Below are 25362 nucleotides of genomic sequence, written 5' to 3' on the forward strand. Positions count from 1 at the left end.
GTTACCGTGCTTGGTGTCGATCGGCCTTGCGTGATCGCCGCAGTAACCGGTTCGCTCGCCGACTGCGGCGCGAACATCCAGGACTCGACCATGACGTTGCTCGGGGGCCACGTGGCGATGATGCTGCTCGTGTCCGGCGAGCTGGACTCGGCCGAGCTGATGAAGCGCGTGGGCGAGCCGGACCTCGTGATCACCGCTTCGGCCATCGAGGCCCGCCGCCACTTCTGCGACGACGGCGGCGGCCTGGGTTACGTGCTGACCGTGCACGGTCCCGACCGGCCGGGCATCATCTCCGCGATCAGCGCCGTGCTCGCCGCGGACGGCGGCAACATCACCGGCATGAGCACCAGGCTCACCGGCCGCCTGTACGTGCTGATCGCCGACGTCGAGCTACCCGAGGAGGTGGACGTGGCGGCGCTCATGCGCAGGCTGGCGGCCGTCGGCGCCAGCCTGGACTCGGACATAACCTTCCGGCCCGTCGAACCGGACCTGTTGTGACCCGGCCGGCCGGGACCCCCCGGGGGACCGCGCGGAAGCTGCTCGGCGCCCCGCACCCCATCCTGTCCGCCGTGGCGGAGCCGGTGGACCCGACCGCCCCCGAAGTCGTGGCCGCGGCGGCCGACCTCCTGGCCACCCTGCGCCACGAGCCCGCCACGACCGGCCTGGCCGCCCCCCAGATCGGCCTGAGCTGGCGGCTGATCGCCTTTGACGCCGGTCTCCACCCCAGGAGCCGTTCGTGGGCCGGAGAGCTCGTGGTGGCCAATCCACGGCTCGCGGGCGCGGCCCACTGGGACCACGGGCGCGAGGGCTGCGCATCCATCAGGGGGCTCACCGCCGACGTGTGCCGTGCGACGCGTATCACCGTACATGGGCATTTGCCAGGCACCGGCGAGACCGTCACCATCGAAGCTGATGCCTTCGAAGCTCGCTGCATTCAGCACCAACTGGACCATCTGGACGGTCTACTCTTCTTGGACAGAGTCCCTGGAGCGCTATCACTTCACCGCAGACTTCACAGTTGTGACGCCTGATGCGAAGTTGTGCTCCTCGGAAGCATGGTCCGTTTCGTATGATTGCGGCGCCCCCGTAGCCCAATGGCAGAGGCAAACCCCTTAAAAGGGTTGACGTGCGGGTTCGAATCCCGCCGGGGGCACTTGCCATCTTCATTGTCTTTGGGTCTCTGACCTGGAGGTTTACCGCGATCGTCGGACTGGGCCCGGGCGTGCCCTTCGTGGTCGATATCGAGTTGTTATGGAGTTGTTCTGTCACCAGCCGATCACTGCTGGTGGAGGGCCGGTGCCGTACCGGTGGAGTGCGTCGCGGGTGGCCCGGTAACCTCCGGTGGACAGGGTGTGGATGTGAGCCCGTGTTCGCCCGCCCGAAAACTTTTCGTGCTCCTCTCGATATTGACAACGCGTCGGTTTCCTGCTTTCTCCCGCGCTTTGCGGATGTTTCTTTCCGTGAATGGCCGACTACGCTTTACAACCGGCCTTTTCGTTCTGGGAAACACGGATAGTCGCCGACCGGGCCTCCGCCGGGCCGGGCGCCCCTGGCCGGCCGCCCCTCCGGGAAGGGTTTCCGGCGGCGGATGATCAGGGGAACTCTCCGGTGGGCACGTTCGTTGAGAACGGAGCCGTCCCGAATGAACATCGATCTAGAGCGACAGTTGACCAAGGTGCCGCCGCGCCCCTTAGGCTCGGCGTCACAGGAGGCAGCGATGGAGAGCAAGAACCCCGTATTCAGCAGGTCGCGGCAGCAGGCCGCGACGGGCTGGGCAGGTCCCAACCCGTCCCCCGACCAGTTGCAGAACATGTACGACGCGCCGTCGTACGCACCACCGTCCCGGCCGGCGTTCCGGACCATGACGCTCGACGACGTCGTGGTCCGAGGGTTCCTGACCCTCGGGACACTCGTCGTGGCCGCTGCCGCGGCCTGGATCCTGAACGTCCCGCCGATGGTCGCCATCGGCGCGGCCGTCGTCGCGCTGATCCTCGGGCTGATCGCCTCGTTCACGATGAGCACCAACCCGGCGCTCATCCTGGCGTACGCGGTGTTCGAGGGCGTGTTCCTCGGCAAGATCAGCTCGGTCTTCGAGGGCATGGTCAGCGGCATCGTGCTGCAGGCGGTGCTCGGCACGGCATTCGCGTTCGGCGCGGTGCTGACCGTCTACTCCCTGCGCATCGTCCGCGTCACGCCCAAGCTGGTGAAGTTCACCGTCGCGGCCGCCATCGCGGCACTCGGGCTGCTGCTCGTCAACATGCTCGTGGGCCTGTTCAATGACGGTGGTCTCGGCCTGCGCACCGACAGCCCGATCGGCTGGATCTTCAGCGTCGTCATGATCCTGCTCGGCTGCTTCTTCCTGCTGCTCGACTTCGACTCGATCGAGCAGGGCGTCAAGCAGGGCGCCCCGGAGAAGTTCGCCTGGCAGTGCGCGTTCGGCCTGACGCTGAGCCTGGTGTGGATCTACCTCGAGGTGCTCCGGTTCGTCAGCTATTTCACCAGTAGCGACTAGCCGTTCAGCCTCGTGTCACCCGAGAGGGCCTCGCCGTTCCGGCGGGGCCCTCTCGCTGTGCGACCGAAAATCTACCCGCCGTCACAAAATGATGCCAGGTTGGGGGCTTGCCATTCTCACGTGGGTGTTGCAGTGTCAAGCAAAGGACCTTAATCCGCGGAGGTGCCCATGTCCTTGAACCACTCACCGGAGACGCAGACAAAGCTGATCGCCAGAGTCCCCACGATAACGGGACGCGAACTCCCAGAGTGGTTTCAAGCCATCGACAACGGCCCGGCTTTCCTGAGGTGTGACGAGCGGGCCAACTGGCTCGCCGACGAGCACGGGCTGACCCACGGCTACGCCGCCGCCATCGTCCACGAGCACGAGCGGCACCGCCGTAACCGCATGGGCTTCATCTAGGCCCAAACCCATCCCCGCGCCCGTGCCCCAAGCACGGGCGCGTCATCATGGGGGGATGGATCTCGACACGGCACTCGGCTTTCTCCGCAGCAACCACCACGCGGTCCTGCTGACCAGGCATCCGGATGGGCGCCCGCAGATGTCCCCGGTCACGGTAGGAGTCCAGGACGGCCACGTGGTCATCAGCACCAGGGAAACGGCGATCAAGGTCCGTAACCTGCGCCGCGATCCGCAGGTGTCGCTGTGCGTCTTCACCGACCGGTTCTTCGGCGAGTGGATCCAGGTGGACGGCACGGCGGAGGTCGTCTCCCTGCCGGAGGCCATGGAACACCTGGTCACCTACTACCGCGACATCTCGGGCGAGCACCCCGACTGGGAGGACTACCGCGCCGCCATGGTCCGCGACCGGCGCGTGATCGTGCGGGTCACCCCGACCCGGGTGGGGCCGGAGCACCACGGCTGAGGCCGGGCGCCCGGTTGCGCGGGCGCCCGACCACCGTACATACGGTCAGCTAAGGGCGTACGGTCAGCTCAGGCGCTCGATGACCATCGCCATGCCCTGGCCGCCGCCCACGCACATCGTCTCCAGCCCGATGTTCTTGTCGTGGTGCTGCAGGCTGTTGATCAGCGTCGAGGTGATCCGGGCCCCCGTCATCCCGAACGGGTGCCCGACCGCGATCGCCCCGCCGTTGACGTTGAGCCGGTCGAGGTCGATCCCGAGCTCGCGGTAGGAGGGGATCACCTGGGCCGCGAACGCCTCGTTGATCTCCACCAGGTCGATGTCGTCGATCGCCATCCCGGCCCTGGACAGCGCCTGCTTCGACGCCTCCACCGGCCCGAGCCCCATGATCTCCGGCGACAGGCCGGAGACGCCGGTGGACACGATCCTGGCCAGCGGCGTGATGCCCAGCTCGGCCGCCTTGACGTCGCTCATCACGACGACCGCCGCGGCGCCGTCGTTCAGCGGGCAGCAGTTGCCGGCCGTGACGGTCCCGTCGGGGCGGAAGACGGGGGCCAGCGAGGAGACCTTCTCGTACGTCGTCCCCGCCCGCGGCCCGTCGTCCTTGCCGACCACGGTGCCGTCCGGCAGGGTCACGGGCGTGATGTCCTTCTGCCAGAACCCGTCGGCCAGCGCCTTCTCGGCCAGGTTCTGCGACCGCACGCCGAACTCGTCCTGCTCCTGGCGGGAGACCCCCTTGATCTGGGCGACGTTCTCGGCCGTCTGGCCCATGGCCACGTAGACGTCGGGGATCTCGCCGTCCTGGCGCGGGTCGTGCCAGGCGCGCCCGCCCTCGGCGAACGACTTCGTCCGGCCCAGCGCGTCGAGGAAGATCGGGTTGTGGGTGTCGGGCAGCGAGTCGGAGTTGCCCTTGGTGAAGCGGGAGACGGTCTCCACGCCGGCCGAGACGAACACGTCGCCCTCGCCCGCCTTGATCGCGTGGAAGGCCATCCTGGTGGTCTGCAGCGACGAGGAGCAGTAGCGGGTCACCGTGGTGCCCGGCACGTCGTCGAGCCCCAGCATCACCGCCACCACCCGGGCCATGTTGAAGCCCTGCTCACCACCGGGAAGCCCGCAGCCGAGCATGATGTCCTCGATCGAGGACGGGTCGAGCTGGGGCACCTTGGCCAGCGCCGCCTGGATCATCTGCACGGTCAGGTCGTCGGGCCTGATGTCCTTGAGCGAGCCCTTGAAGGCTCGTCCGATCGGGGAACGCGCGGTTGCGACGATGACTGCCTCGGGCATGGCCCCTCCTTTGTCGGCGCTAATAGTAGAACTATATTCCAGTTCTTCGCGCAAGGCCCGCGGACCCCTGCCCTATCCGTACATACCTGGCGCCGTCGTCGTGTGGTCGTTCACGGCGTGGATGGCGCCCTTCTCGTCCCGCCACAGCCGCCAGCCGTCCTGGCTGCCCGTGAACCAGGGCGGCGGGGCCGTGGCCGGGGAGACCCGCTTGCCGGTGCCGAGGTCGTATTCGCAGATGGCGGCCGTGGAGTAGAAGCCCGGCGCCTGCCCGCGCAGCGGCAGCGGCTTCGGGTCGGTGACGCAGAAGGACCAGCCGCGCTCCTCCTCCACCGGTACGGCCTGGCCGGAGACGATGTCGAACGCCGTGCCCTTGGCGTTGTGCTTGAGGAAGCCCAGTTTGTCCATCCGGTCGGGGAAGGCCAGCCACCAGCCGGAGCCCGGCACCTCGGCGGCGGTGATCTGGCCGACCACGCGCCCGGTGCCCGAGTCGAGCCGGGCGAAGCCGCCGTAGGAGCCATGGCGGTCGACCGGGCGTACGACCGGGGCGTAGCCGGGGTTGCCGCTCGGATAGACGCGTACGACCGAGGGCCGCATCCAGTTGATCGTCCCGTCGGCGATCTTCACGGAGAACAGGCCGAACGTAGAGACCTTCTTGGTCCGCGGGTTCGTGTAGGGGGCGACGTAGCCGACCAGGTCGTCGCCCGACGAGCCGAACGCCCACCCGCCCGACATGTCGATCCCCGGCCCGAGCGCCTGCTCGATCGGCTGCTGCCACTGGAGCTTGCCGGTCTTGAGCTCGTACGATTCCACCATGGGGTTGGCGGCCAGCCTGAGCAGCAGGACCCGGTTCTGGTCGGCCCACTCCACCTCGGAGATCCCGGGCAGCTTCCACAGCTGCTTCCCGGTGGCCGGATCGAGCACCACCATGCGCGCCTTGGCCAGCGCGGTGTGCTCGGACAGGCACACGTACGGGCCGCAGCGCTGCGGGCCGAACGTCGAGTGCACCGGCCTCGTCCACTTCTGCACCCCGGAGTGGGCGTCGCGGACGACGAGGGTGGCGTTCCAGGAGCCCTTCCTGACCGGGTCGAGCGCGGCGACCACGCTCTGCCCCCCGGCCGCCTGCACGATGGCGGGTGCGGAGACGCCCATGCCGGGCAGGCGGCCGGCCATCGTGGCCGGGTAGGCCCACAGCCGCCTGCCGTCGCGCAGGTTGACGGCGACGGTCTCGAGCGTGCCGTCGGGCCTCAAGGAGGTGGTGGCGACCACACCGCCGGCCACCGCCATCCGGCTGACGGCGTTGACTTGGGTGTTGTGCCAGGTCGGGAAGTTCGAGGTGGCCGCGTCGCTGCCGGAGCAGGCGGTGGCGGCGAGGGTTCCGGCGAGAGCGATGGACGGTTTCCAGAGGGGCCGGAGCACGGGCAATTCACTCCAAAGGGGACGAGGAGTGACGGCTTCGACTCGGAGGGTAACCGGCTGGGGGCGCGGTCTCGCCGAGCCGTCGGGGGTCATCGGAATGACCGTCAGGCGTCGTTGACGGGCTCGCCGAGCCTCCGGCGGAACAACGTCGCCCACTTCCCGTGCAGGCCCGTCGTCCGTCCGTCGACCCGGGTCGCGGTGACCTCGGTGCCGGACTCCTCCGCGGCCGTAGCCGCCGCGAGGTAGATCGGTTGCAGTGCTTCGCCGCGTGCGGGACGCGGCTCGGGCCAAAGCCCCAACGCAGCGCACACCGAAGGTAGCACCGCGTAAGCGGCCTGCGCGTAACCTCGGTCAGATGGATGGAAACGATCCGGTCCGAACATTTCTGTCGGATTTGTAGCGAACTCCGGGCCCAGGACGTCGGCGAACGCCACCGTACGGCCACCCGCGTCCACCACCGCCACCGTCTGCGCCGCGGCGAGCTGGCGGCTCCAGCGCCGCGTCACCCAGCGCAGCGGCTGCGCGATGGGCCGCACGGTGCCCAGATCGGGACAGGTGCCCACGACCACCTCGACCCCCGCGTCGCGCAGCCGGCGCACGGCCTTGGCCAGATGCCGCACGGCGATCGCGGGCGGCGTCTGGGTGATGATGTCGTTCGCCCCGACGAAGATGACCGCCAGGTCCGGCTCCATGGCCAGCGCCACGTCCACCTGCTGCGCCAGGTCGGCGGAGGGGGCGCCGGACTTGCCCGCGACCAGCAGGCGCACCTTGCGCTCCGCGACGGCGGCCAGGCCGTTGGCGAGCAGCACGCCGGGCGTGTGGGCGGGATCGGTCATGCCCAGGCCGACGGAGGTGGAGTCGCCGAGCATGGCCATCTTGAGCGGCTCGCCGGGGAAGTCGCCGTACACGCCGTCGGAGGGCGGCCCGTCCAGGCCGTGCGGACGTCCGATGACCTTGCGCGCGAGCAGCCCTTCGGCGATCAGCAGCCCGTACGCCGTGGCTCCCAGGGCCGTCAGCCCGCCACCACCGAGCGCCGCTGCCGTAGCAATCTTCCGTGCCGCCCGCGCCATGCCAGCTGCCCAGACCACGTAGGTGCCCTCCCTAGTCGAACTCGGCGGTAGCGTTTGCTTGAAAGTAGCCGAGGGCCTGCCACCCCCACTGGATCTCGGCCATTGGCAAGCTGATCAAGCTTTGGCAAAGAAGGTGAACACCTCGGTGCGCGTTTACGATTCCCTGGTCGACCTGATGGGGAACACTCCGCTGGTCCGGCTGCACAAAGTCAATGCGGGAGTCCCCGCCCAGGTGCTCGCCAAGGTCGAGTACTTCAACCCGGGAGGCTCGGTCAAGGACCGCATCGCGGTCCGCATGATCGAGGCCGCCGAGAAGTCGGGCGCGCTGCGCCCCGGCGGCGTGATCGTGGAGCCGACCTCCGGCAACACCGGTGTGGGGCTGGCCATCGTGGCCCAGCAGAAGGGATACCGGTGCCTGTTCGTGGTGCCGGACAAGGTGGCCCAGGACAAGATCGCGGTGCTGCGGGCGTACGGCGCCGAGGTGGTCGTCTGCCCGACCGCCGTCTCGCCCGACCACCCCGACTCCTACTACTCGGTCTCCGACCGGCTGGCGCGCGAGGTGCCCAACGCCTGGAAGCCCGACCAATACTCCAACCCCAACAACCCCGACTCCCACTACCACTCGACCGGCCCCGAGGTGTGGGAGCACACCGACGGCAGGGTGACGCACTTCGTCGCGGGCATCGGCACCGGGGGCACGATCAGCGGCGCCGGGCGCTACCTGAAGGAGGTCTCCGGCGGGCGAGTGAAGATCATCGGGGCCGACCCCGAGGGCTCGGTCTACTCCGGCGGGTCCGGGCGCCCCTACCTGGTGGAGGGCGTGGGCGAGGACATCTGGCCGGTCACGTACGACACGCAGATCTGCGACGAGATCATCGCGGTGTCCGACAAGGAGTCCTTCAACATGACCCGCCGGCTCGCCCGCGAGGAGGGGCTGCTGGTCGGCGGCTCCTGCGGCATGGCCGTGGTCGCGGCGCTGCGGGTGGCGGCCTCGGCGGCGCCCGACGACGTGGTGGTCGTGCTGCTGCCGGACGGCGGCCGCGGCTACCTGTCGAAGATCTTCAACGACGACTGGATGGCCGACTACGGGTTCCTGACCACCTCCTCCGACGAGGGGCTGGTCGGTGACGTGCTGGCGCGCAAGAGGCCGGGGCTGCCGGAGTTCGTGCACGCGCACCCCCACGAGTCGGTCGGCACGGCCATCGCGATCATGCGCGAATACTCGGTGTCCCAGCTCCCGGTGATGAAGGAGGAGCCGCCGGTCATGGCGGCCGAGGTGGTCGGCTCCATCGTCGAGCGCGATCTCCTCGAAGCCCTCTACCACGGCAGGCTCTCCTCCGACGACCCGATCGCCGATCACATGTCGGCGCCGCTACCCACGATCGGCAGTGGTGAACCTGTGGCGCGTGCGGTTGAAGCGCTGGAGAAGGCCGATGCGGCGGTTGTGCTGGAAGACGGCAAGCCCTCCGGGCTGATCACCCGGCAGGACCTGCTCGCCTTCCTGGCCAACCACTAGGGCTTTCTGATCGACTCGATCACGGTGCCGAGGCCCTCGCCGCCGCGGCCCTCGGCGTCGGCGCGCTCGAACAGCCGCTGCAGCGCCTTCGGCACCGTGGTCTCCACCCCCGCCTCCTCCAGCGCCTCCACGGCGTGGGCGAGGCCGACGGCCTGCATGTGCAGGGAGTTCAGCTCGCCCGGATAGACCCCCGCCTCGAACTCCTCGGCCAGGTGCCTGGCGAAGCCCATCGCCCCGTCGCCGCCGAGCGAGATGAACGACTCCTGCGCGAACGGCAGGAACTCCTTCGGCTCCACCCCGGCCGTGCGCAGCAGCGCCATCGCGTGCATGTAGCTCGTCAGGCTGGACCAGAAGATCAGCAGCTGTGCCTGGTAGTACAGCATCGCCAGCCCCTCGTCGGCCCCCACGTAGGTGACCTCGCTGAGCGCCTCCAGCGTCGCCTTGTGCCGGTCGAGTGCGTCCTTCGGGCCGCTGTAGAACGTGTACGCCCCCGGCTCCCCGATCCCCGGCGGCGGCACCATGATGCCCGCCGTGATCAGGGTGCCCCCGCGCTCCGCCACCCGGCGGGCCGCCTCGCGCAGCTCGTTCGGGGTGCCCGAGCTGAGGTTGACCACCACCTTCCCGTCCAGCCTGGCGTCGCCGAGGCTGTCGTACATCGCCTGGTAGCTGATCTGGCTGAGAACCAGCAACTCGCCGTCCGCGGCCGTCGCCGCCCGCCTGGCGCCCTTGGCCACCAGCGGGTCGGCCTTGCTCGCCGTACGGTTCCAGACCGCCACCTCGTGGCCCGCGGCCAGGAACGTCTCGGCCATCTTCGACCCCATCGGGCCGAGCCCCACAACTGTCACTTCGCTCATGCCCCCACCATCGGGCAGGCCGCTACGGAAACACTTCGGGTCCGCCACGGGTTGGCTATGACGTGGTGCGTTTCGGGGTGCTCGGGCCGTTGCAGGTCCGGTCGGATGACGGCTCGCCTCTCACCGTGGCCGAGGCCAAGGTGCGGGCGCTGCTGGCCGACCTGCTCGCGCACGGGGGCGGGCCGGTCTCGGCCGACCGGCTCATCGACGACCTGTGGGGCGGGCGGCCCACCCGCAACCCGCTGGGCACCCTCCAGGCCCGCGTCTCCCAGCTCCGCCGCTCGCTCGGTGACCCGGCCTCGGTCGTGCTCGGCCCGGCGGGGTACCGGCTGGCGGACCACTCCTCCGACGCCGACCGCTTCCGCGCGCTCGTGGACCGGCGCTCGGAGGACCCCGCCACGCGGGCGGCCGAGCTGGAGGAGGCCCTCGCGCTGTGGCGGGGGCCGGCCTACGCCGACTTCGCCGACGCGGACTTCGTCCGAGCCGAGGCCGCCCGCCTGGAGGAGACGCGCCTGGTGGCCCTGGAGGAACAGGCCGAGGTACGCCTGGAACTGGGCGACCCCGTGGAGCTCGGCGCCCTGGTGGCCCGGCACCCGCTGCGCGAGCGGCTCGTGGCCGCCCACATGAGGGCGCTGTACCGGGGCGGGCGGCAGGGCGAGGCGCTGGCCGCGTACGGGGAGTTGCGGGAGCGGCTGCGGGAGGAGCTGGGGGTGGACCCGTCGCCCGAGCTGGTGGCGCTCCACCAGGCGATCCTGCGGCAGGACCCGGGCCTGTCGGCCCCGCCCCGCACGAACCTGCCCGCGCCTCTCACCGAGCTGGTCGGGCGGGCGGCGGAGCTGGCCGAGGTCCAGGAGCTGCTGGCCACGTCCCGGCTGGTGACGCTGACGGGGCCGGGCGGCGTCGGCAAGACGCGGCTCGCCCTGTCCGTCGCGCGCGACGCCGCCGAGCCGGACGGGGTCTGGCTGGTCGAGCTGGCCGGGGCGGTCGATCCGGCCGAGGCGGTGGCCGCCGTGCTCGGGGTGCGCGACGACGCCGCCGCGCCGCTGCCGTCCAGGCTGGCCGGGGTGCTGGCGGGCAGGCGGGTGCTGCTGGTGCTCGACAACTGCGAGCACCTGGTGGGCGCGGCGGCCGAGCTGGTGTCGGGCCTGCTGCGGGCCGCTCCGGGGCTGCGCGTGCTGGCCACCAGCCAGGAGCCGCTGGGGGTGACGGGCGAGCACGTACGCGTGGTGCCGCCGCTGCCCGAGGCCGAGGCCGTACGGCTGTTCACGGCCCGGGCGAACGTCGGGGCGAGCCCGGCGGTGGCCACCATCTGCCGGCGGCTGGACGGCATCCCGCTGGCCCTGGAGCTGGCCGCCACGCGCGTTCGGGCGCTCGGCGTGCAGGAGCTGGCGGACCGGCTGGACGACCGGTTCCGGCTGCTCAACGCCGGGATGCGGGACGCGCCCGCCCGGCAGCGCACGCTCCGGGCGATGATCGACTGGAGCTGGGAGCTGCTGACCGGCGCCGAACGGGTGGTGCTGCGGCGGCTGGCCGTGCCCGCCGACGGGTGCACGCTGGAGGCCGCCGAGGAGATCTGTGCCGAGCCCGGCGTGGACGTGCTGGACACGCTGGCCAGACTGGTGGATCGGTCGCTGGTGGTGCGCGTGGCGGGACCCCGGTTCCGGCTGCTGGAGTCCGTTGGGGCGTACTGCGTGGAGCGGTTGCGGGAGGCGGGGGAGCACGACCTGATCCGGGAACGCCACGCTCGCTACTACACCGCGCTGGCCGAGCGGGCGGACCTGCGGGGGGCGGGGCAGCGGGAGTGGCTCTCGCGGCTCGACGCGGAGAGCGCCAACCTGCGTCTCGCGCTGGCCGGCGCGGAGGCGTTGCGGCTGGTCAACGCGCTGGCCTGGTACTGGATTCTGCGCGGGCGGCTCCGGGAGGCACGGCGGGCCCTGTCGGCGGCGTTGAGCGGGGCCGCCGGGTCTCCTTCGGGGGCGGTCGCCGCGCGGGCGTCGGTCTGGCTGGCCGGGGTCGAGCTGCTGATCGGGGAGGCGGCCTCGCCCGTGCGGCGGGGCGAGCTCGACCGCGCCGGGGCGGCGCTGGCCGACTGGCTGCTGAGCCACGTGCGCTGGGCGTACGGGGACCGGCAGGCGCACGAGGCGGCGGCGAACCTGGCGCTGGCGGCGTACGAGGCGCTGGGGGACCGGTGGGGGGTCGCGGCGGCCCTGTGCCTGCGGGCCAAGCTCGCCGTCGGGCGCGGCGACCTGGCGGGGATGGAGCGCGACGGGGAGCGGGGGCTGGCGCTGTTCAGGGAGCTGGGTGACGCGTGGGGGCAGATCGAGGCCATGGACGTGCTCGACCGGGCGGCCGAGATCCGGGGGGACTATCCGCGGGTCGCGCGGCTGCGGGAAGAAGGGCTGCGGCTGGCGGAGGAGCTGGGGTTCGAGGTGTCGTTCAAGCTGGCCGGGCTGGGACGGATCGCGTTGCTGGCGGGGGACTACGCGGGGGCCGACGACTACCACGAGCGGGCCCGGGTGCTGGCGGTGGAGCAGTCGTACAAGTCGGCGGAGGAGAACGCCCTGCTGGGGCTGGCCATGAGCGCGCGGCGGAGGGGGTGGTACGCGGAGGCGGAGGCGTACCTGCTGCCCGTGCTGGACTGGCTGCGGCAGGTGCGGGGGACGCCCGGGGTCGCGTTCATCATGGCCGAGCTGGGGTTCGCGGCCGAGCAGCGGGGCGACGCGGAGGCGGCGCTCGACCGGCATCGCGAGGGTTACCTGGCCGCGCGGGCCACCGGGGACCCGCGGGCGATCGCGCTGGCCCTGGAGGGGCTGGCCGGGGCCCTGTCGCTCTCCGACGCGGAGGAGGCGGCGGGGTTGCTCGGGGCGGCGACGGCCATCAGGCGGTCGGTGGGGGCGCCGCTGCCGGCGGGTGAGCGGCTGGACGTGGACCGGATCCTCGGGCGGCTGCGCGCCGCGCTCGGCGACGAGGCACTCGGGCGGGCGCTGGCCTCGGGGGAAAGGGCTCTGGCGTCAGGGGAACGGGTTTTTGCGTCAGGGGAACGAGCCCTGGCGTCAGAGGAGCGGGCCCCGGTCGTACGGGAGCTCGGTCCAGGCGAGCGGGAGCTCGGCTCAGGGGAGCGGGAATTCGGCGACCACTTCCCAGGCGCCCTCGGGGGACGGGCCCGCGTAGAGCCTGCCGCCCAGCGCCTCCACCCGCTCGGCCATCCCGACCAGCCCGAACCCGCCGCCGAGGCGGGACACCCGCGGGTCTGAGCCGGACCCGAAGTTGCGGACGCGCAGCACCACGAACCGCTCGTGGCGCCGCAGGTCCGCCTCCACCCAGGCGGTGCGGGTGGCGTGCTTGCGTACGTTCGTCAGGGCCTCTTGGAGCACCCGGTGCAGGGTCGTCATGACCTCCGGCGGCAGCGTACGGTCGTCCAGCCCCGGCCCGATCTCGAACGCCACCCTGGGCCCGTCCGACGAGAACCGGTCGGTCAGCATCCGTAGGTCGGCCAGCGTGACGCCCGGCTTGCGATTCGCGTCGTCCGCGGCGCGCAGCACCGTGACCATGCGCCGCATGGACGTAAGCGCCTCCGACCCCGCCGTCGCGATCGCGTCCAGCGCCGGCGCCACCGCCTCCGGGCGGGTCTCCGCGACCGTCCGCGCGGCCTGGGCCTGGACCACGATGCCCGTGATGTGGTGGGCGACCAGATCGTGGAGCTCGCGGGCCAGCTCCAGGCGTTCGGCCCGGCGTACCGAGTGGACCGCCTCCGTACGGCGCTCCTGCTGGAAGCGCAGGTAGCCGCCGACTCCGGCGGCCGTCGACCAGCCGGCGAACAGGATGAACGAGAACACCAGCCCCGCGTTCTGGTAGTCGCGCCCGCTCGCCTCCGACATCAGCACGATCAGCGCCACGCACGCCAGCACGGCCGCCCGGCGCACCGGCTCGACGTGCCGCAGCACCCCGATGAGCAGGATGAGCAGCGAGCCCGTCTCCGTCATGCCGGGCACGCCGTCGAGCCCGGTGCCCCCGATCGCCAGCGACGTGCCCAACGACAGGGCCAGCATGACGACGAAGCCCTCCAGCCGGTACCGGCGCCGCAGCACCACGGCCGTCATGCCGGCCGCGCCGCAGACGGGCACCAGCCACTGGAAGGTCCCGACGTCGTAGGCGATCACGAGGTCGACCAGCAGCATCGTGCCCAGCCAGCCGAGTATCGCGATCTCGCTGAGCCGGCGGAGCCAGTACACGACGCGTTTCGAGTCCCCCACGCCCCGAGCCTAGGCCGGAAGTCGGACAAGTCGTATCAACCGTTCGGCCGAGGGGGCTCGCCGGAGACCAGCCCTTCAGTGGAGGCGGCGGGCGGGGGGCTTCGCCGATGCTGGATATGTCGGAAGGGGACAGGGAAATGGTTGCCATCGGGTTCGTGCTGCTGGGTGTCGGACTGGTCGTCGGGGTGCTGCTCGCGCTCGCCGACCCCGTGCTGCTCTCCCGCATCAACGGGGAGCGCGCGGAGGGCGGTCGCGGACGGTTCATCAAGGCGGACGTCGTACGGCTCTCGCCCCGGTCAGGCGAGGACCGGCCCGAACCCAAGGCGGCCTGACGACCCGGCTCGCGCGGGCATGGTGCGCGAGCCCGAACGGGGAGCCGTTGGGGACGGTGCCCCCGTGAGCGGCCCGCGATCCGGTGGGGACCGGATCGCGGGCCGTCTTCGTACGGGTCTTCCGTTAACGTGGCCTGTATGAGCAACGGTTTTGAGACCCTGGCCATCCACGCAGGTCAGGAGCCCGACCCGCTGACCGGCGCGGTCGTGCCGCCGATCTACGCCACGTCCACGTACAAGCAGGACGGCGTGGGCGGCCTGCGGTCCGGATATGAGTACAGTCGCTCGGCCAACCCCACCAGGACCGCGCTCGAATCCGCGCTGGCCGCCGTGGAGGGCGGGGCGCGGGGGCTGGCGTTCGCGTCGGGGCTGGCCGCCGAGGACACCCTGCTGCGTACGGTGTGCAAGCCGCAGGACCACGTGATCATCCCGAACGACGCCTACGGCGGCACCTACCGGCTGTTCGCCAAGGTGCACCAGCGGTGGGACCTGCACTACGACCCCGTGCCGCTGCACGACCTCGACGCCGTGGCCGCGGCGATGACGCAGAAGACCAAGGTGGTCTGGGTCGAGACGCCCACCAACCCGCTGCTCGGCATCGCCGACATCGCCGCCCTGGCCCAGCTCGCCCACGACAACGGGTCGCTGCTGGTGGTGGACAACACGTTCGCCTCGCCCTACCTGCAGCAGCCCCTCAGCCTGGGGGCGGACGTCGTCGTGCACTCGACCACCAAATACGTGGGCGGGCACTCCGACGTGGTCGGCGGTGCGCTGGTGGCCGGCGACGCCGGGCTGGGCGATGAGCTGGCCTACCACCAGAACGCGATGGGGGCGGTGGCCGGGCCGTTCGACGCGTGGCTGACGCTGCGCGGGCTCAAGACGCTCGGCGTACGCATGGACCGCCACTGCGACAACGCCGAACGCGTCGTGGACCTGCTGCTCGCCCACCCGCGCGTGACCGAGGTGCTCTACCCCGGGCTGGCCGAGCATCCCGGCCACGAGGTGGCGGCCAAGCAGATGCGGCGGTTCGGGGGCATGGTGTCGTTCCGCGTCGCCGGGGGCGAGGCGGAGGCCGTCGCGGTGTGCGACCGGGCCAAGCTGTTCACGCTGGGGGAGTCGCTCGGGGGCGTCGAGTCGCTCATCGAGCACCCGGGCCGGATGACGCACGCCTCGGCGGCCGGGTCGCCGCTGGAGGTGCCGTCCGACCTGGTGCGGCTGTCGGTGGGCATCGAGACCATCGACGACCTGCTCACCGACCTCACCCAGGCGCTCGGCTGACCCCGGGGGGTCCCTGGCCGGCCGATACCTGGTCGGCCGGGGTCGAGCCGACCAGGCATGGGCTCATTCGGGAACCACCATCAGGAACAGAATCACCAGCCAGATCACCGACAGCAGCCCGCTGATGGCGGCGATCCGACCGTTCTGCACCTTCGCATCGTCGTCCGCGCTCTCGCTCGAGAGTGCATGGACGGCGGTGCGCAGGTCGCGGTCGATGATGACGAGCAGCACGGCGGCCACGATGAACAGCGTCATGGACGCCGTCATGTACCACTTGCCGAGCAGCCCGCCGCCCAGTGCCACGCCGAGCACCAGCCCGAACACGAACACACCCAGGCTGCCGAGGCTGTAGATCCTCGTCGTACGCTGGATGAACTGCAGAGCGGGCACGTTCTTGTTGCGGATGACGCGCGGCGCGGCCATCGTCGCGGCGGTGACCGGGCCGATCGTGAAGATCGCGAATCCGATGTGCAGCCAGAGAAGCAGGGACGACATGCCGGAGAGACTAGTCCCCGGCGATCTCGCTGGGGGACTCGACACTCTCTTTGCTCTCTGCGGAGCAGCGCATGCACAGCTCCGTGGCCGCCACCGCGACGACCATCAGCACAATGAGGAGAACCATGGCAATCATGGGTGCCCCTCCTTCCCCGTCTAGGACGTAAATATCGTCCGTAATGACTAGACGGCTGTGCAACGGAATAAGTTCGCCGCGGGTATGGTTGCTTGTCGTCGCTTTTTCCTTACCGATTGGGCACAAGGGGGTGCCGTCCGTGGCCATCAGGCACGTCGAGCCGTATACCGACGAGTGGCTGCAGCAGCCGTACAGCTACGTGCAGCAAGTCGTCGACCTGCTCGGACCCGAGGTCGTGGACTGGTGGGAGGGTCCGTGCGACCCCCGTGACGCCACCCTCAAGCTCTCCGACGGCACCGCGCTGGTGTGGGACGAGGAGAGCGGCTGGCGCCTCGGAGCCTTCGTCTCGGGCGGGCGCGGCCGGCACACGGAGCTGTCGGGCGTCCGCTACCTGGGCCACGGCCTGCTGCCGAAGCCGGAGCGCGTACCGTCGGCGCTGAGCGACGCGAGGGCGGGCGTGGGCGCGAGCTCGGCCTGGCGCCCCTGCTACCGCTCCCACCGCAACTGCCGTGACGGCTTCGACGTCGCGCTCGACTTCTACTCCCGCCTCATAGAGGCCTGAACCCGGGACAACCGTCTCGAATCCCCGGCCAATCGCATGGGCCTCCGCCGCTGACGCGCTCCGCGCGAGACCGGCTCCGGGCTCCCCTTACGGGGGAGCCGAACCCCGAGCCTGGGCCGGGGGCCGCATGATGGGCCCTTCCCGGCTGGGGACGGCAGGGCGCACGTCACGTGTGCGACGAGGGGCGCGGAGGAGAGCGATCAGCCGGTCCCGACCGACGCGCGATCAGGAAGCTGGGCGGTCACCGCGGGGTCAGTGGAGCACCAGCAGGATGTGCTCGTCCTCGCCGTGCTTGATCGTCCCCGACCGCTCGAACCCGTGCTTCTCCAGGAGCCGTACGGACGCGGTGTTCGCGTGGAAGGGGTCGGCGTACAGCGGCCGGGTCTGCTCCTTGCCGAGGAAGAGCTCCATCGCCCGGGTGCCGACGCCCCGGCCCCAGAACGCCCGCCCGAACCAGTAGCCGATGAAGCGCCGGTCTTCCTCCCACCAGGCCACCAGGTTGCCCGCCAGGGCGCCGTCCACCACGACGGCCTGCACGAAGACGGTCGGGTCGCCGAGGACGCGGGTCTTCCAGTGGCGCAGGAACGCCTCCCGCTCCCGGGGAGCGAATCTCGACCGCCGCACCGCCTCCGGGTCGTGCTCCTGCTCCAGGAACACCTCGAGGTCGGCCTCCACGACATCCCGCAACCGCACGTCATCGCTCATGCCGAGAGAGTTTGGCAGGCGGCACCGACAATTCGTGCGCGGGAGCGGTCAGCCGCCGCCGCCCGGTCTGTGGCGTCAGCGGGAGCGGCGCAGGCGGAGGAAGTCGCTGACGACGTACTCGCCCAGCCGGTCCGCGCTCGGCGAGAAGACGCGCCCGCCGTTCCTGCGGGCCACCTCGTCCACGAACTCCTTCAGCCGGTCGTCGGCCGCCAGCATGAAGATGTTGATCGTGGCGCGGCGGCGGGTCATCTTGTCCACCTCGGCCAGCGTGAGCTCCAGGGTCTCGTGGGAGGGCGGCCACTCGAACGCCGACTGCCCGTTGCGCATCAGGTGCGCCGTGGGCTCGCCGTCCGTGACCACCAGCACCACCGGCTCGAAGTCGGGGTGGCGGTCGAGGTGGCGGCCGGCGATCAGGAGGGCGTGGTGCAGGTTGGTGCCCTGGACCATGTCCCAGTCGAGGCCCGCCAGCTCGTCCGGCTGCAGCACCCTGGCGTAGTTGGAGAAGCCGATGATCTGCACGGCGTCCTGCGGGAACTTCGAGGCCACCAGAGCCTGCAGGGCCAGGGCCGTCTGCTTGGCGGCGGCCCAGGTGCCGCGCAGGGCCATCGAGTAGGACAGGTCCACCAGGAGGCAGACGGCCGCGGCGCTGCGCCGCTCGGTCTCGGCCACCTCGAAGTCGTCCACCGACAGCCGCACCCCGACCCGGTCGCCGAGCGCGACGCCGCCGCTGCGCACGCCGTTGACCAGCGTGCGCACGACGTCGATCGGCTGCTCGTCGCCGAAGCGCCAGGGCCGCGACGAGCCCGTCAGCTCGCCGGCCGAGCCCGCGTCGTGCTGCTCGTGGTCGCCGCGGCGGCCCGCGTCGAGCGAGGAGAACACCCGGCGCAGCGCGGTCTCGCCCAGGCGGCGTACGGCCTTGGGGGTGAGCTCCAGCTTGCCGCGGCGGCGCAGGAGGTAGCCCTGCTCCTCCAGCTCCCGCTCGATCCGCTTGAGCGCCTCCAGGTCGTCGACCGCCGAGCGGCCGAGCGCACGGCGTACGGCGGCCTCGTCGATGTCGTCGAGCCGCGCGCCCGGGTAGTCCTGGCGCAGGGCGGTCTCCAGCTGGGTCAGGTCGGCCAGCTCCTCCAGCGCCGTCACCGCGTCGCCCATGCCGAGCGGCTCCTCGCCGGTGAGGCGTTCGGGGGCGTTCCAGGCCAGGTCGGGACGGCGGGCGTAGAGGGCCTCGCCCAGGCGGCGCATCTGGTCGGACAGGCCGGCCTGGTCGAGCGTCTGGTTCATGAGGTTGGACAGCTCCTCGCGCTGGCGCGGGGTCATCGAGGCGAGCATGCGCTGCGTGGCGGCGGCGCGGCGGGCCAGGATGTCGACGAGCTCGTCCAGGTTGCGGGGCTTCTCGGGAAACAGATCGCCATATTTCGCCATGAAGGCGTCAAAGTCCGCCTGGGTGTGCTCGCCTCGGGAGTCCTTGTCGAGCATGTCGTTCAGGTCCGACATCATCTGGCGGACGCGTTCGAGGGCCTCGGGGTCGGGGTTGGCGAGCGCGTCGCGCAGGCCCTTGAACTGGCTGTCCAGGACCTCCCGGCGCAGCAGGTCGCGCAGCTCCTCGAAGGTCTGGCGGGCCGCCGCCGAGCGCCAGTCGTACGTGCTCAGCTCCTGGATCGCGCTGGCGGTGTCCTCCGGCAGGCCGTCGAGCCCGGCCTCCCGCAGCCGCGCGTCGTCCGACGGGTCGGGGAACAGCTCGGCCCGCTCCTGCCCGATCGCCTTGTCCAGCAACGCCCTGGCCCGCTCCAGCGTGCCGTCCAGGCGCCCGCGCTCGCGCAGGTCACGGCGGCGCCTGCGCACCTCCCTGAGCATGTCGTCGAGCCCGCGGCGCTCCTGCGCGCCGGGCAGGCCGCGCTTGAGCAGGTCACGCAGGGCGTGGACCGGCGTCGAGCCCGACAGGATGGCATCGCCCATCTCGTCGAGCGCCGCGCGTACGTCATAGGGAGGGGCCAGGGGGTCGGGGCCGTCGTGGAATTCGCCATAGCGGAAGGCCATCACGAAACCACGCTAACCCGAGAAATGCCTTCATGTGTGGACATGGAATTTCAGGCGTCGCCGAAGACCTCCCACACCTGGTCCAGGGAGTCCACGCCCGGCGTGTAGTCGATCTTCACGAGGACGGGGTGCCGGGTGCCCTTGAGCGCCTTCGTCAGGTCCGTCCACGTGCACTGCTTCTTGCCGAGACCGTTGCGGTCCGCGTTGACCGGCCGGCCCGTCAGCCAGCCGTCGCCGCACCGGGCGGTGGTGCGGTAGAAGACCGTCGAGTACGAGTAGCCCAGCTTGATCTTCTTTCCGCCGGTCGCGAACACGACGGTCGTGTCGTTGACGCGCTTCAGCGTGCCCGTGGCCGAGCGCCCGCCGGGCCAGTCGGCGACCAGGATCTCGTTGACCCTGGTGGCCTTGCCGCCCCGGTGTTCGACGCGCACCGGCACGGGCCCGCGCCCCAGCGACGCGCGCAGGTGGGCGGGTGCGCATGCGGTGCGGCCCAGGCCCTTGGCGTCCAGGGCGACCTGGCCCTCGGTCTCCTTCAGGTCGCACGCGACCGTGACCCGTGCGTACGCGGCCCCGGTGTAGTCGAGCCGCAGCTCCTTGGCCCCGGACAGGGTCTTGAGCCGGTGGAGCACGTTGCCCTGCCGGGTGAGGCGGGTGGCCGTCTTCGGCACGATCCGGAGGTGCCCCTTGCCGTCGGACCAGGCGTACCCGTACGCGGAACTGGCGGCCTGGGCGGGGGCGGTGAAGGCGCTCAGGGCGAGGGCGGCGGCGGTGGCACAGACTAGCGGGCGCATGGGCGGTCTCCCCCGACGGAGTGATGAACTACTCACTATGACGCGGGAGACCGCCGACATGTTCACGTCCGGTAGACGGTCACTCCGTCAAGGTCTTCCTTGGACAGGCGCCGCATGAGGTAAAGACCCTCCAGCGCGAACTCCAGAGCGGCGGCGGCGTGCCCCGGCGACTCCTCGCCCGCGCCCATGCCCAGCCGCGACATGACCTTGGCCAGGCCGGTGACGGGACCGATGCGGTGCAGCAGCTCCCCTGCGGGCACCAGATCGCCGGACTCCACCTGGTTGCCCTCGGCGAACTTGTCGGTCACCGGAGACAGGTCCATGCCGCCCAACCGGCTCCTGAACGTCTCCGCCGTCGCCCGCCGCAGCAGGTGGGCGAGGATGTCGGTCTCCCGGCCCTCCTCGCTGACCTCGAACTCCACCTTGCCCCGCAGGCTGTGCACGACGCAGGCCAGGTCCACCACGCGCGTCACCGCCTGCTCCTCGCCCGTGATCGCCGCCCGGCGCACGGCGGAGGCGGCGGCGGTCTCGGCCGCGGCGATCGAGAAGCGCGCCGACACGCCGGAACGGGCGTCCACGGCGGTCGACTCGCGGACCAGCCGGGTGAAGCGGGCGATCACCTCGATCAGGTGCTCGGGGACGTCGGCCCCGATGTCCGGCACGGACTCCTGGCGGATGAGCGTGAGCTCGTCCTCGACGGTCTGCGGGTAGTGGGTGCGGATCTCGGCGCCGAAGCGGTCCTTCAGCGGCGTGATGATCCGGCCCCTGTTGGTGTAGTCCTCGGGGTTGGCGCTGGCGATGAGCAGGATGTCGAGCGGCAGCCGCAGGTTGTAGCCGCGCACCTGGATGTCGCGCTCCTCCAGCACGTTGAGCAGCGACACCTGGATCCGCTCGGCCAGGTCGGGCAGCTCGTTGACCGAGAAGACGCCGCGGTTGGTGCGCGGGACCAGGCCGTAGTGGACCGTCTCGGGGTCGCCCAGCGTGCGCCCTTCGGCGATCTTGATGGGGTCGACGTCGCCGATCAGGTCGCCCACGGAGGTGTCGGGCGTGGCCAGCTTCTCGCCGTAGCGCGAGTCGCGGTGCTTCCACGCCACCGGCAGCTCGTCGCCCAGCTCCCGCGCCAGGGTCTGGCAGCGCGTGCACGCCGGCGCGTACGGATGGTCGTTGATCTCGCAGCCCTCGACCACCGGCGTCCATTCGTCGAGCAGGCCGGTGACCGTGCGGATGAGCCGGGTCTTGCCCTGGCCGCGCTCGCCGAGGAGGACCAGGTCGTGCCCGGCGAGCAGAGCCCGCTCCAGGTGTGGCAGGACGGTGTCGTCGAAGCCGACGATGCCTGGGAAGCGGGGCTCGCCCGACCGCAGCCTGGCCAGCAGGTTTTCCCGGACCTCGGCTTTGACGGTGCGATGAACGTGGCCGCTCTCTCGCAACTCGCGGAGAATACGTGGCTGATGCACGGGAACGAGACTACGTCCCCCGCGAGGAATGTGGCAGAGACTTTCGCATCTGGCGGAGATTTCGGATCTTGACTATTGCGTGACGGTTCGTGCGCGTGCTTGTCCCTTTAGTGGGGAGAATCGGGCCTAGGGAACTTGGACATGTCGAGGGAGGCGAGATCCGTGGCCGTGTTGACAAGCCGCTTCGCCGACGGCCTCGCCGTGGGTTCCGACCTGGTGGAGGCCGCGGAGAACGCCGTCGGCCAGGCACTGTCGAGGCTCAGCGGCCAAGCCGACTTGGTCTGCTTCTTCATTTGCGGGGACGATCCCGAGGACGTCGCGCGGGCCGGTGAGGCCGCGATGAAACTCGCGCCCGAGGCACACGTGATCGGATGCAGCGCCACAGGGGTGATCGGCGACGGGCAGGGAGTGGAGCTGACGCCCGCCGTGAGCGCCTGGGCGGCGACCCTGGACGGGGCGCGGCTGACCACGTTCGCGCTGGAGACGCTGACGGCCGAGGACAGGTTCGTGGTGGTCGGGCTGCCCGAGCGGGGCGGGGACGACCATGTGGCGATCCTGCTGGCCGATCCGTACACCTTTCCGACCGACGCCTTCGTCGAGCGCTCGGTCGACGTGCTGGGCGACCTGCCGCTGATCGGCGGGCTGGCGAACGGGTTGCAGGGGCGGGGCTCCGTACGGCTGTTCGCCGACGGCGAGATCTACACCGAGGGCGCGATCGGCGTGCTGCTCAGCGGGCCGGTCAAGATCAGCACCGTGGTCAGCCAGGGCTGCCGCCCGATCGGCCCGAGCATGGTGGTCACCGCGTCGGAGGACAACCTGCTGCTGGAGCTGGCCGGCCAGCCGGCGCTGGCCCGGCTGGAGGACATCGTCAGCGACCTGGACGAGGACGACCGCGAGCTGGTCGCCTCGGGCCTGCAGATCGGGCTGGCCATGGACGAGTACGCCGAGCGCCACGAACGCGGCGACTTCCTCATCCGCGGCGTCATCGGCATCGACCCCGAACGCGAGGCCGTGGCCATCGGCGACATCGTGGAGGTCGGCAGGACCGTACGCTTCCAGGTGCGCGACGCCGCCACCGCCGACGAGGACCTGTACGACCTGCTCGACGCCCACCGCGAGGAGCTGGGCAAGGTGGACGGGGCGCTGCTGTTCTCCTGCAACGGGCGGGGCTCGGCCATGTTCGGCACCGCCGACCACGACCCGGTCGCCCTGCGCGACACGCTGGGACCCATCGGCGTGGCGGGCTTCTTCGCGGCCGGCGAGGTCGGTCCCGTCGCGGGCCACAACCACGTGCACGGGTTCACGGCCTCCGTCCTGGTCTTCTCCAGCGCCACCGCCGGCCCATGACCCCGTGCGGTGCGGCGGGCCGCCCGTGATCCTCGCGATCGACGTCGGCGGCACCAAGATGGCCGCCGGCCTGGTCGGCCGCGACGGCACGGTGGCCCGGTCCAGGCGGGTCGCGACCCCGCAGGGCGCGGACGCCGAGACTCTCTGGCGGACCCTCACCGACCTCGTCGAGCCCCTGGCGCAGGGCGCCGAGGGGGTGGGGGTGGGCTGCGGCGGACCCATGACCTGGCCGGAAGGGGAGGTCTCGCCGCTGAACATCCCGGGCTGGCGCGACTTCCCGCTGCGCGCCCGGCTGGCGGCGCTGTTCCCCGGTTTACCGGTACGCCTCCACAACGACGCGATCTGCCTGGCCGTGGCCGAGCACTGGAAGGGCGCCGGGCAGGGCAGCGACGACATGCTCGGCATGGTGGTGTCCACGGGCGTGGGCGGCGGGCTGATCCTGAACGGGCGGCTGGTCAACGGCAGGACGGGCAACGCCGGGCACATCGGGCACGTGGTGGTCGAGCCGGAGGGCGGCCCCCGCTGCGGCTGCGGCGGCCACGGCTGCCTGGAGGCCGTCGCCAGAGGCCCGGCCCTGGCCGCCTGGGCCCTTGACCAGGGCTGGGTGCCCGGCGGCGGCACCGCCCCGACCCATGCTCCCGGCGGAGTCACCGCCGCGCCCCATGCTCCCGGCGGCGGCGAGACGGTCCACCGCCCTGGGACCGTGAGCGGGCCCACGAGAGCCGATGAGGCCGTGGGTGCCGTGACGGGTGCCGTGACGGGTGACGCGACGTACCGGGAGGACCGCGGGGTGACGGCGCGGGGGCTGGCGGCGGACGCGCTGGCCGGGGACCCGGTCGCGGTGCGGGCGATGCGCCGGGCCGGGCGGGCCCTGGGCGTCGCGATCGCCTCCGCCACCCACCTGTGCGACCTGGACCTGGTCACCGTCGGCGGCGGGCTCTCCCAGGCCGGGGAGCCGCTCTTCGGCCCGCTGGAGGAGGCGCTGCGGGAGCACGCCCGGATGGGGTTCGCCCGCCGCGTCAAGGTCATGCCCGCCGCCCTCGGCCAGGAGGCGGGCCTGGTCGGCGCCGCCGCCCTGCTCCTGGCCGGGGACCGCTACTGGGACGACTGCCGGGACGACGCACCGCGTACATGACGCGGTGCATGACGGGGCACATGACGGGGCATATGACAGGCCCGGCGGCCCCCGCTGCTCGGGAGGGACCGCCGGGCCCGGGAACGGCGCGTCAGCCGTTCTGTGTGTTCAGGCTCGGCCCCTGCTCCTCCGTACCGGAGTCGAGGCCGGGCCCGTCGTCCTTCCGCTCGTTGGTGCCACCGGACCCGGGAGGAGGCGCCGGCAGCGTGGTGGTCTCGCACGGCGCGACCGCACCCTTGACGACCTCCAGCGCCGTCGCGAACGGCGGCTGGTCGTCTCCTTCCTTGCTCTTTGAGACGGCCAGGACCAGCGTCGAGCCGGCCGGCACCTGCCCCTTCTCGATCTTGAAGGCGATCCCGTCGCCGTCCCTGCCGATGCTCGTCGCGAACTGCCCCTGACCGCCCCCACGCTCCCCGCGCGGCTGCTTGCAGGTCTGCCCCTCAGGCAGGTAGTCCACCACCGCCCGCACCCCGGCGTCGGCCAGCTCGGCCTCCAGCCCGTCGGGGTCGCTGAACGAGTGGATCCGCACGCTGACCCCGCCGTCGGAGCCCGTGGTCACCGCGTACGCCGGGCTGCCGGTGAGCCCGGTCAGCACCGCCACCGCCGTGGCGGCCGCCGCGACCCCCGCCACCGCGGCGGACAACCCCACGAGGCGCCGCCGGGAGCGCCGAACCGGTGTCACAGTGGTCATCCTGTCCTCCGCCGTCCTCGTCGTGATCTCATCCTTGAGTGCACTGAGAAGGCGATCTTCGAAGTTGCTCATGTCTGTCCTTCCAGGTACACGGCCGATGGCGAAGCGACGCTCTCAAGGGCACGTCTGGCCCGGTGCAATCTGACCCGTGCGGTCACCTGCCTGATGCCCAGGGCCGCGGCGGCCTCCGTGACGGTGAGCTGGTCGATCGCGACGAGTTCCAGAACCGCGCGCTCGCCCTCCGGCAGGCCCTCCATGGCCTCCAGAGCGCTGCGCATCCGGCGCTCGGCGTCGATCCGCTCCTCCATCCGGGCGAGATCGTCGTCGTCCATCAGCCGGCGGCCGGCGACGCGGCCGGCCGCCCGCGCCTCCCGTGCCGCCTTGCGATACTGGGCCGACACGACGTTGCGCGCGACGCCGTACAGCCACGCGATCTCGCTGCCCCGTCCGGGCACGTACGTGTCCGCGGAGTCGAGCACCGCCAGAAAGATGTCCGCCGTCAGGTCCGCTGCCAGGTGAGGATCGCTCACCCGGCGCACCACGAACCTCATGACGGCATCGACGTGGCGGCGATAGAAGGCCTCAAAGGCCGCGGGGTCCTCATGGAGGCGCACTGGCCTCGCTCCCTTCGTCGT

Annotated in this window: 24 protein-coding genes, 1 tRNA gene and 1 pseudogene; 13 read left to right on the forward strand and 13 right to left on the reverse strand. The window is 71.3% G+C overall.

What is annotated here, in order from left to right:
• The 6 genes from ACTWPW_RS36245 to ACTWPW_RS36270 form a co-directional block, all read left to right on the forward strand.
• Nucleotides 1–498 (forward strand): glycine cleavage system protein R (locus ACTWPW_RS36245; protein WP_443171304.1); only part of this gene is annotated, 498 nt, incomplete at its 5' end.
• On the forward strand, nt 495–1031 hold the full coding sequence (locus ACTWPW_RS36250; protein WP_375113301.1) for a peptide deformylase: 537 nt from the start codon (nt 495–497) through the stop codon (nt 1029–1031). The genes ACTWPW_RS36245 and ACTWPW_RS36250, both read left to right, overlap by 4 nt.
• A 49-nt stretch (nt 1032–1080) precedes the next feature.
• A tRNA-Leu gene (locus tag ACTWPW_RS36255) sits at nt 1081–1153 on the forward strand.
• 564 nt (nt 1154–1717) lie between these two features.
• Nucleotides 1718–2512 (forward strand): Bax inhibitor-1/YccA family protein, encoded by a 795-nt coding sequence (locus tag ACTWPW_RS36260; protein ID WP_375113302.1) that lies wholly within the window; start codon nt 1718–1720, stop codon nt 2510–2512.
• 168 nt (nt 2513–2680) lie between these two features.
• Nucleotides 2681–2914 (forward strand): DUF4287 domain-containing protein, encoded by a 234-nt coding sequence (locus ACTWPW_RS36265; RefSeq protein WP_043628756.1) that lies wholly within the window; start codon nt 2681–2683, stop codon nt 2912–2914.
• A gap of 55 nt (nt 2915–2969) precedes the next feature.
• Nucleotides 2970–3377, forward strand: coding sequence for a PPOX class F420-dependent oxidoreductase (locus ACTWPW_RS36270; protein ID WP_375113303.1), 408 nt, complete (start codon nt 2970–2972; stop codon nt 3375–3377).
• Between the two features lie 63 nt (nt 3378–3440).
• Here ACTWPW_RS36270 and ACTWPW_RS36275 read toward each other — a convergent pair whose 3' ends face one another.
• From ACTWPW_RS36275 to ACTWPW_RS36285, 3 genes are all read right to left on the reverse strand, one after another.
• Nucleotides 3441–4658, reverse strand: a complete 1218-nt coding sequence (locus ACTWPW_RS36275) for an acetyl-CoA C-acetyltransferase (protein WP_375113304.1) — start codon at nt 4656–4658, stop codon at nt 3441–3443.
• A 72-nt stretch (nt 4659–4730) separates the two neighbouring features.
• Nucleotides 4731–6074: a hypothetical protein gene (locus tag ACTWPW_RS36280; RefSeq protein WP_375113305.1), complete on the reverse strand. Its 1344-nt coding sequence runs from the start codon at nt 6072–6074 to the stop codon at nt 4731–4733.
• Nucleotides 6075–6178: 104 nt separating this feature from the next.
• Nucleotides 6179–7162 carry an SGNH/GDSL hydrolase family protein gene (locus ACTWPW_RS36285; RefSeq protein WP_443171305.1) on the reverse strand — a complete coding sequence of 328 codons (984 nt, stop codon included), beginning with the start codon at nt 7160–7162 and terminating at the stop codon, nt 6179–6181.
• A 127-nt stretch (nt 7163–7289) separates the two neighbouring features.
• Between ACTWPW_RS36285 and ACTWPW_RS36290 the strand changes: the two genes are divergently transcribed.
• The gene (locus tag ACTWPW_RS36290; RefSeq protein ID WP_443171306.1) at nt 7290–8660 is read left to right on the forward strand and encodes a cystathionine beta-synthase; all 1371 of its coding nucleotides are present in this window, start codon (nt 7290–7292) and stop codon (nt 8658–8660) included.
• Here ACTWPW_RS36290 and ACTWPW_RS36295 read toward each other — a convergent pair.
• The gene (locus ACTWPW_RS36295; protein ID WP_375113307.1) at nt 8657–9514 is read right to left on the reverse strand and encodes an NAD(P)-dependent oxidoreductase; all 858 of its coding nucleotides are present in this window, start codon (nt 9512–9514) and stop codon (nt 8657–8659) included. The genes ACTWPW_RS36290 and ACTWPW_RS36295 overlap by 4 nt on opposite strands.
• A 62-nt stretch (nt 9515–9576) precedes the next feature.
• Here ACTWPW_RS36295 and ACTWPW_RS36300 point away from each other — a divergent pair, with 62 nt between their 5' ends.
• On the forward strand, nt 9577–12768 hold the full coding sequence (locus ACTWPW_RS36300; RefSeq protein ID WP_443171307.1) for a BTAD domain-containing putative transcriptional regulator: 3192 nt from the start codon (nt 9577–9579) through the stop codon (nt 12766–12768).
• On the opposite strand, the pseudogene ACTWPW_RS36305 reads toward ACTWPW_RS36300, so the two are convergent.
• Nucleotides 12691–13692 (reverse strand): annotated as a pseudogene (locus ACTWPW_RS36305) (sensor histidine kinase); the annotation flags it as partial. The gene ACTWPW_RS36300 and the pseudogene ACTWPW_RS36305 overlap by 78 nt on opposite strands.
• Nucleotides 13693–13904: 212 nt before the next feature.
• On the opposite strand from ACTWPW_RS36305, the gene ACTWPW_RS36310 reads away from it, so the two are divergent.
• Both ACTWPW_RS36310 and ACTWPW_RS36315 read left to right on the forward strand, forming a co-directional pair.
• Nucleotides 13905–14099, forward strand: coding sequence for a hypothetical protein (locus ACTWPW_RS36310; protein WP_364138104.1), 195 nt, complete (start codon nt 13905–13907; stop codon nt 14097–14099).
• A gap of 138 nt (nt 14100–14237) precedes the next feature.
• A complete protein-coding gene (locus ACTWPW_RS36315) occupies nt 14238–15377 on the forward strand; it encodes a cystathionine gamma-synthase (RefSeq protein ID WP_375113309.1) in 1140 nt (379 codons plus the stop codon).
• 63 nt (nt 15378–15440) lie between these two features.
• Here the strand turns inward: ACTWPW_RS36315 and ACTWPW_RS36320 are convergent, their stop codons facing one another.
• Together ACTWPW_RS36320 and ACTWPW_RS36325 are read right to left on the reverse strand one after the other, a co-directional pair.
• Nucleotides 15441–15872 (reverse strand): hypothetical protein, encoded by a 432-nt coding sequence (locus tag ACTWPW_RS36320; RefSeq protein WP_364119064.1) that lies wholly within the window; start codon nt 15870–15872, stop codon nt 15441–15443.
• A gap of 10 nt (nt 15873–15882) precedes the next feature.
• On the reverse strand, nt 15883–16008 hold the full coding sequence (locus tag ACTWPW_RS36325; protein ID WP_375113311.1) for a hypothetical protein: 126 nt from the start codon (nt 16006–16008) through the stop codon (nt 15883–15885).
• Nucleotides 16009–16147: 139 nt separating this feature from the next.
• Here ACTWPW_RS36325 and ACTWPW_RS36330 point away from each other — a divergent pair, with 139 nt between their 5' ends.
• Nucleotides 16148–16570 carry a DUF6292 family protein gene (locus tag ACTWPW_RS36330; protein WP_364119062.1) on the forward strand — a complete coding sequence of 141 codons (423 nt, stop codon included), beginning with the start codon at nt 16148–16150 and terminating at the stop codon, nt 16568–16570.
• Between the two features lie 252 nt (nt 16571–16822).
• Here ACTWPW_RS36330 and ACTWPW_RS36335 read toward each other — a convergent pair whose 3' ends face one another.
• The 4 genes from ACTWPW_RS36335 to ACTWPW_RS36350 all read right to left on the reverse strand — a co-directional run bounded on the left by ACTWPW_RS36335 (nt 16823) and on the right by ACTWPW_RS36350 (nt 21554).
• The gene (locus ACTWPW_RS36335; protein ID WP_375113312.1) at nt 16823–17275 is read right to left on the reverse strand and encodes a GNAT family N-acetyltransferase; all 453 of its coding nucleotides are present in this window, start codon (nt 17273–17275) and stop codon (nt 16823–16825) included.
• 75 nt (nt 17276–17350) lie between these two features.
• A complete protein-coding gene (locus ACTWPW_RS36340; RefSeq protein ID WP_375113505.1) occupies nt 17351–19309 on the reverse strand; it encodes a vWA domain-containing protein in 1959 nt (652 codons plus the stop codon).
• Between the two features lie 50 nt (nt 19310–19359).
• The gene (locus ACTWPW_RS36345; protein WP_443171308.1) at nt 19360–20100 is read right to left on the reverse strand and encodes a hypothetical protein; all 741 of its coding nucleotides are present in this window, start codon (nt 20098–20100) and stop codon (nt 19360–19362) included.
• Nucleotides 20101–20162: 62 nt separating this feature from the next.
• Entirely contained in the window at nt 20163–21554 is a 1392-nt protein-coding gene (locus tag ACTWPW_RS36350) for a sigma 54-interacting transcriptional regulator (protein ID WP_375113314.1), read from the reverse strand.
• A 171-nt stretch (nt 21555–21725) separates the two neighbouring features.
• On the opposite strand from ACTWPW_RS36350, the gene ACTWPW_RS36355 reads away from it, so the two are divergent.
• Nucleotides 21726–22901: an FIST signal transduction protein gene (locus ACTWPW_RS36355; protein ID WP_375113506.1), complete on the forward strand. Its 1176-nt coding sequence runs from the start codon at nt 21726–21728 to the stop codon at nt 22899–22901.
• 25 nt (nt 22902–22926) lie between these two features.
• On the forward strand, nt 22927–24036 hold the full coding sequence (locus ACTWPW_RS36360) for an ROK family protein (protein WP_443171309.1): 1110 nt from the start codon (nt 22927–22929) through the stop codon (nt 24034–24036).
• A gap of 91 nt (nt 24037–24127) precedes the next feature.
• Here the strand turns inward: ACTWPW_RS36360 and ACTWPW_RS36365 are convergent, their stop codons facing one another.
• Both ACTWPW_RS36365 and ACTWPW_RS36370 read right to left on the reverse strand, forming a co-directional pair.
• Complete coding sequence (locus ACTWPW_RS36365; protein ID WP_375113316.1) at nt 24128–24727, reverse strand: hypothetical protein; 600 nt, start codon at nt 24725–24727, stop codon at nt 24128–24130.
• Nucleotides 24728–24795: 68 nt separating this feature from the next.
• A complete protein-coding gene (locus ACTWPW_RS36370) occupies nt 24796–25341 on the reverse strand; it encodes an RNA polymerase sigma factor (RefSeq protein WP_364119047.1) in 546 nt (181 codons plus the stop codon).
• Between the last annotated feature and the right edge of the window lie 21 nt (nt 25342–25362).

The organism is Nonomuraea sp. KM90 (genome assembly GCF_052246675.1).
Lineage (GTDB): Bacteria > Actinomycetota > Actinomycetes > Streptosporangiales > Streptosporangiaceae > Nonomuraea.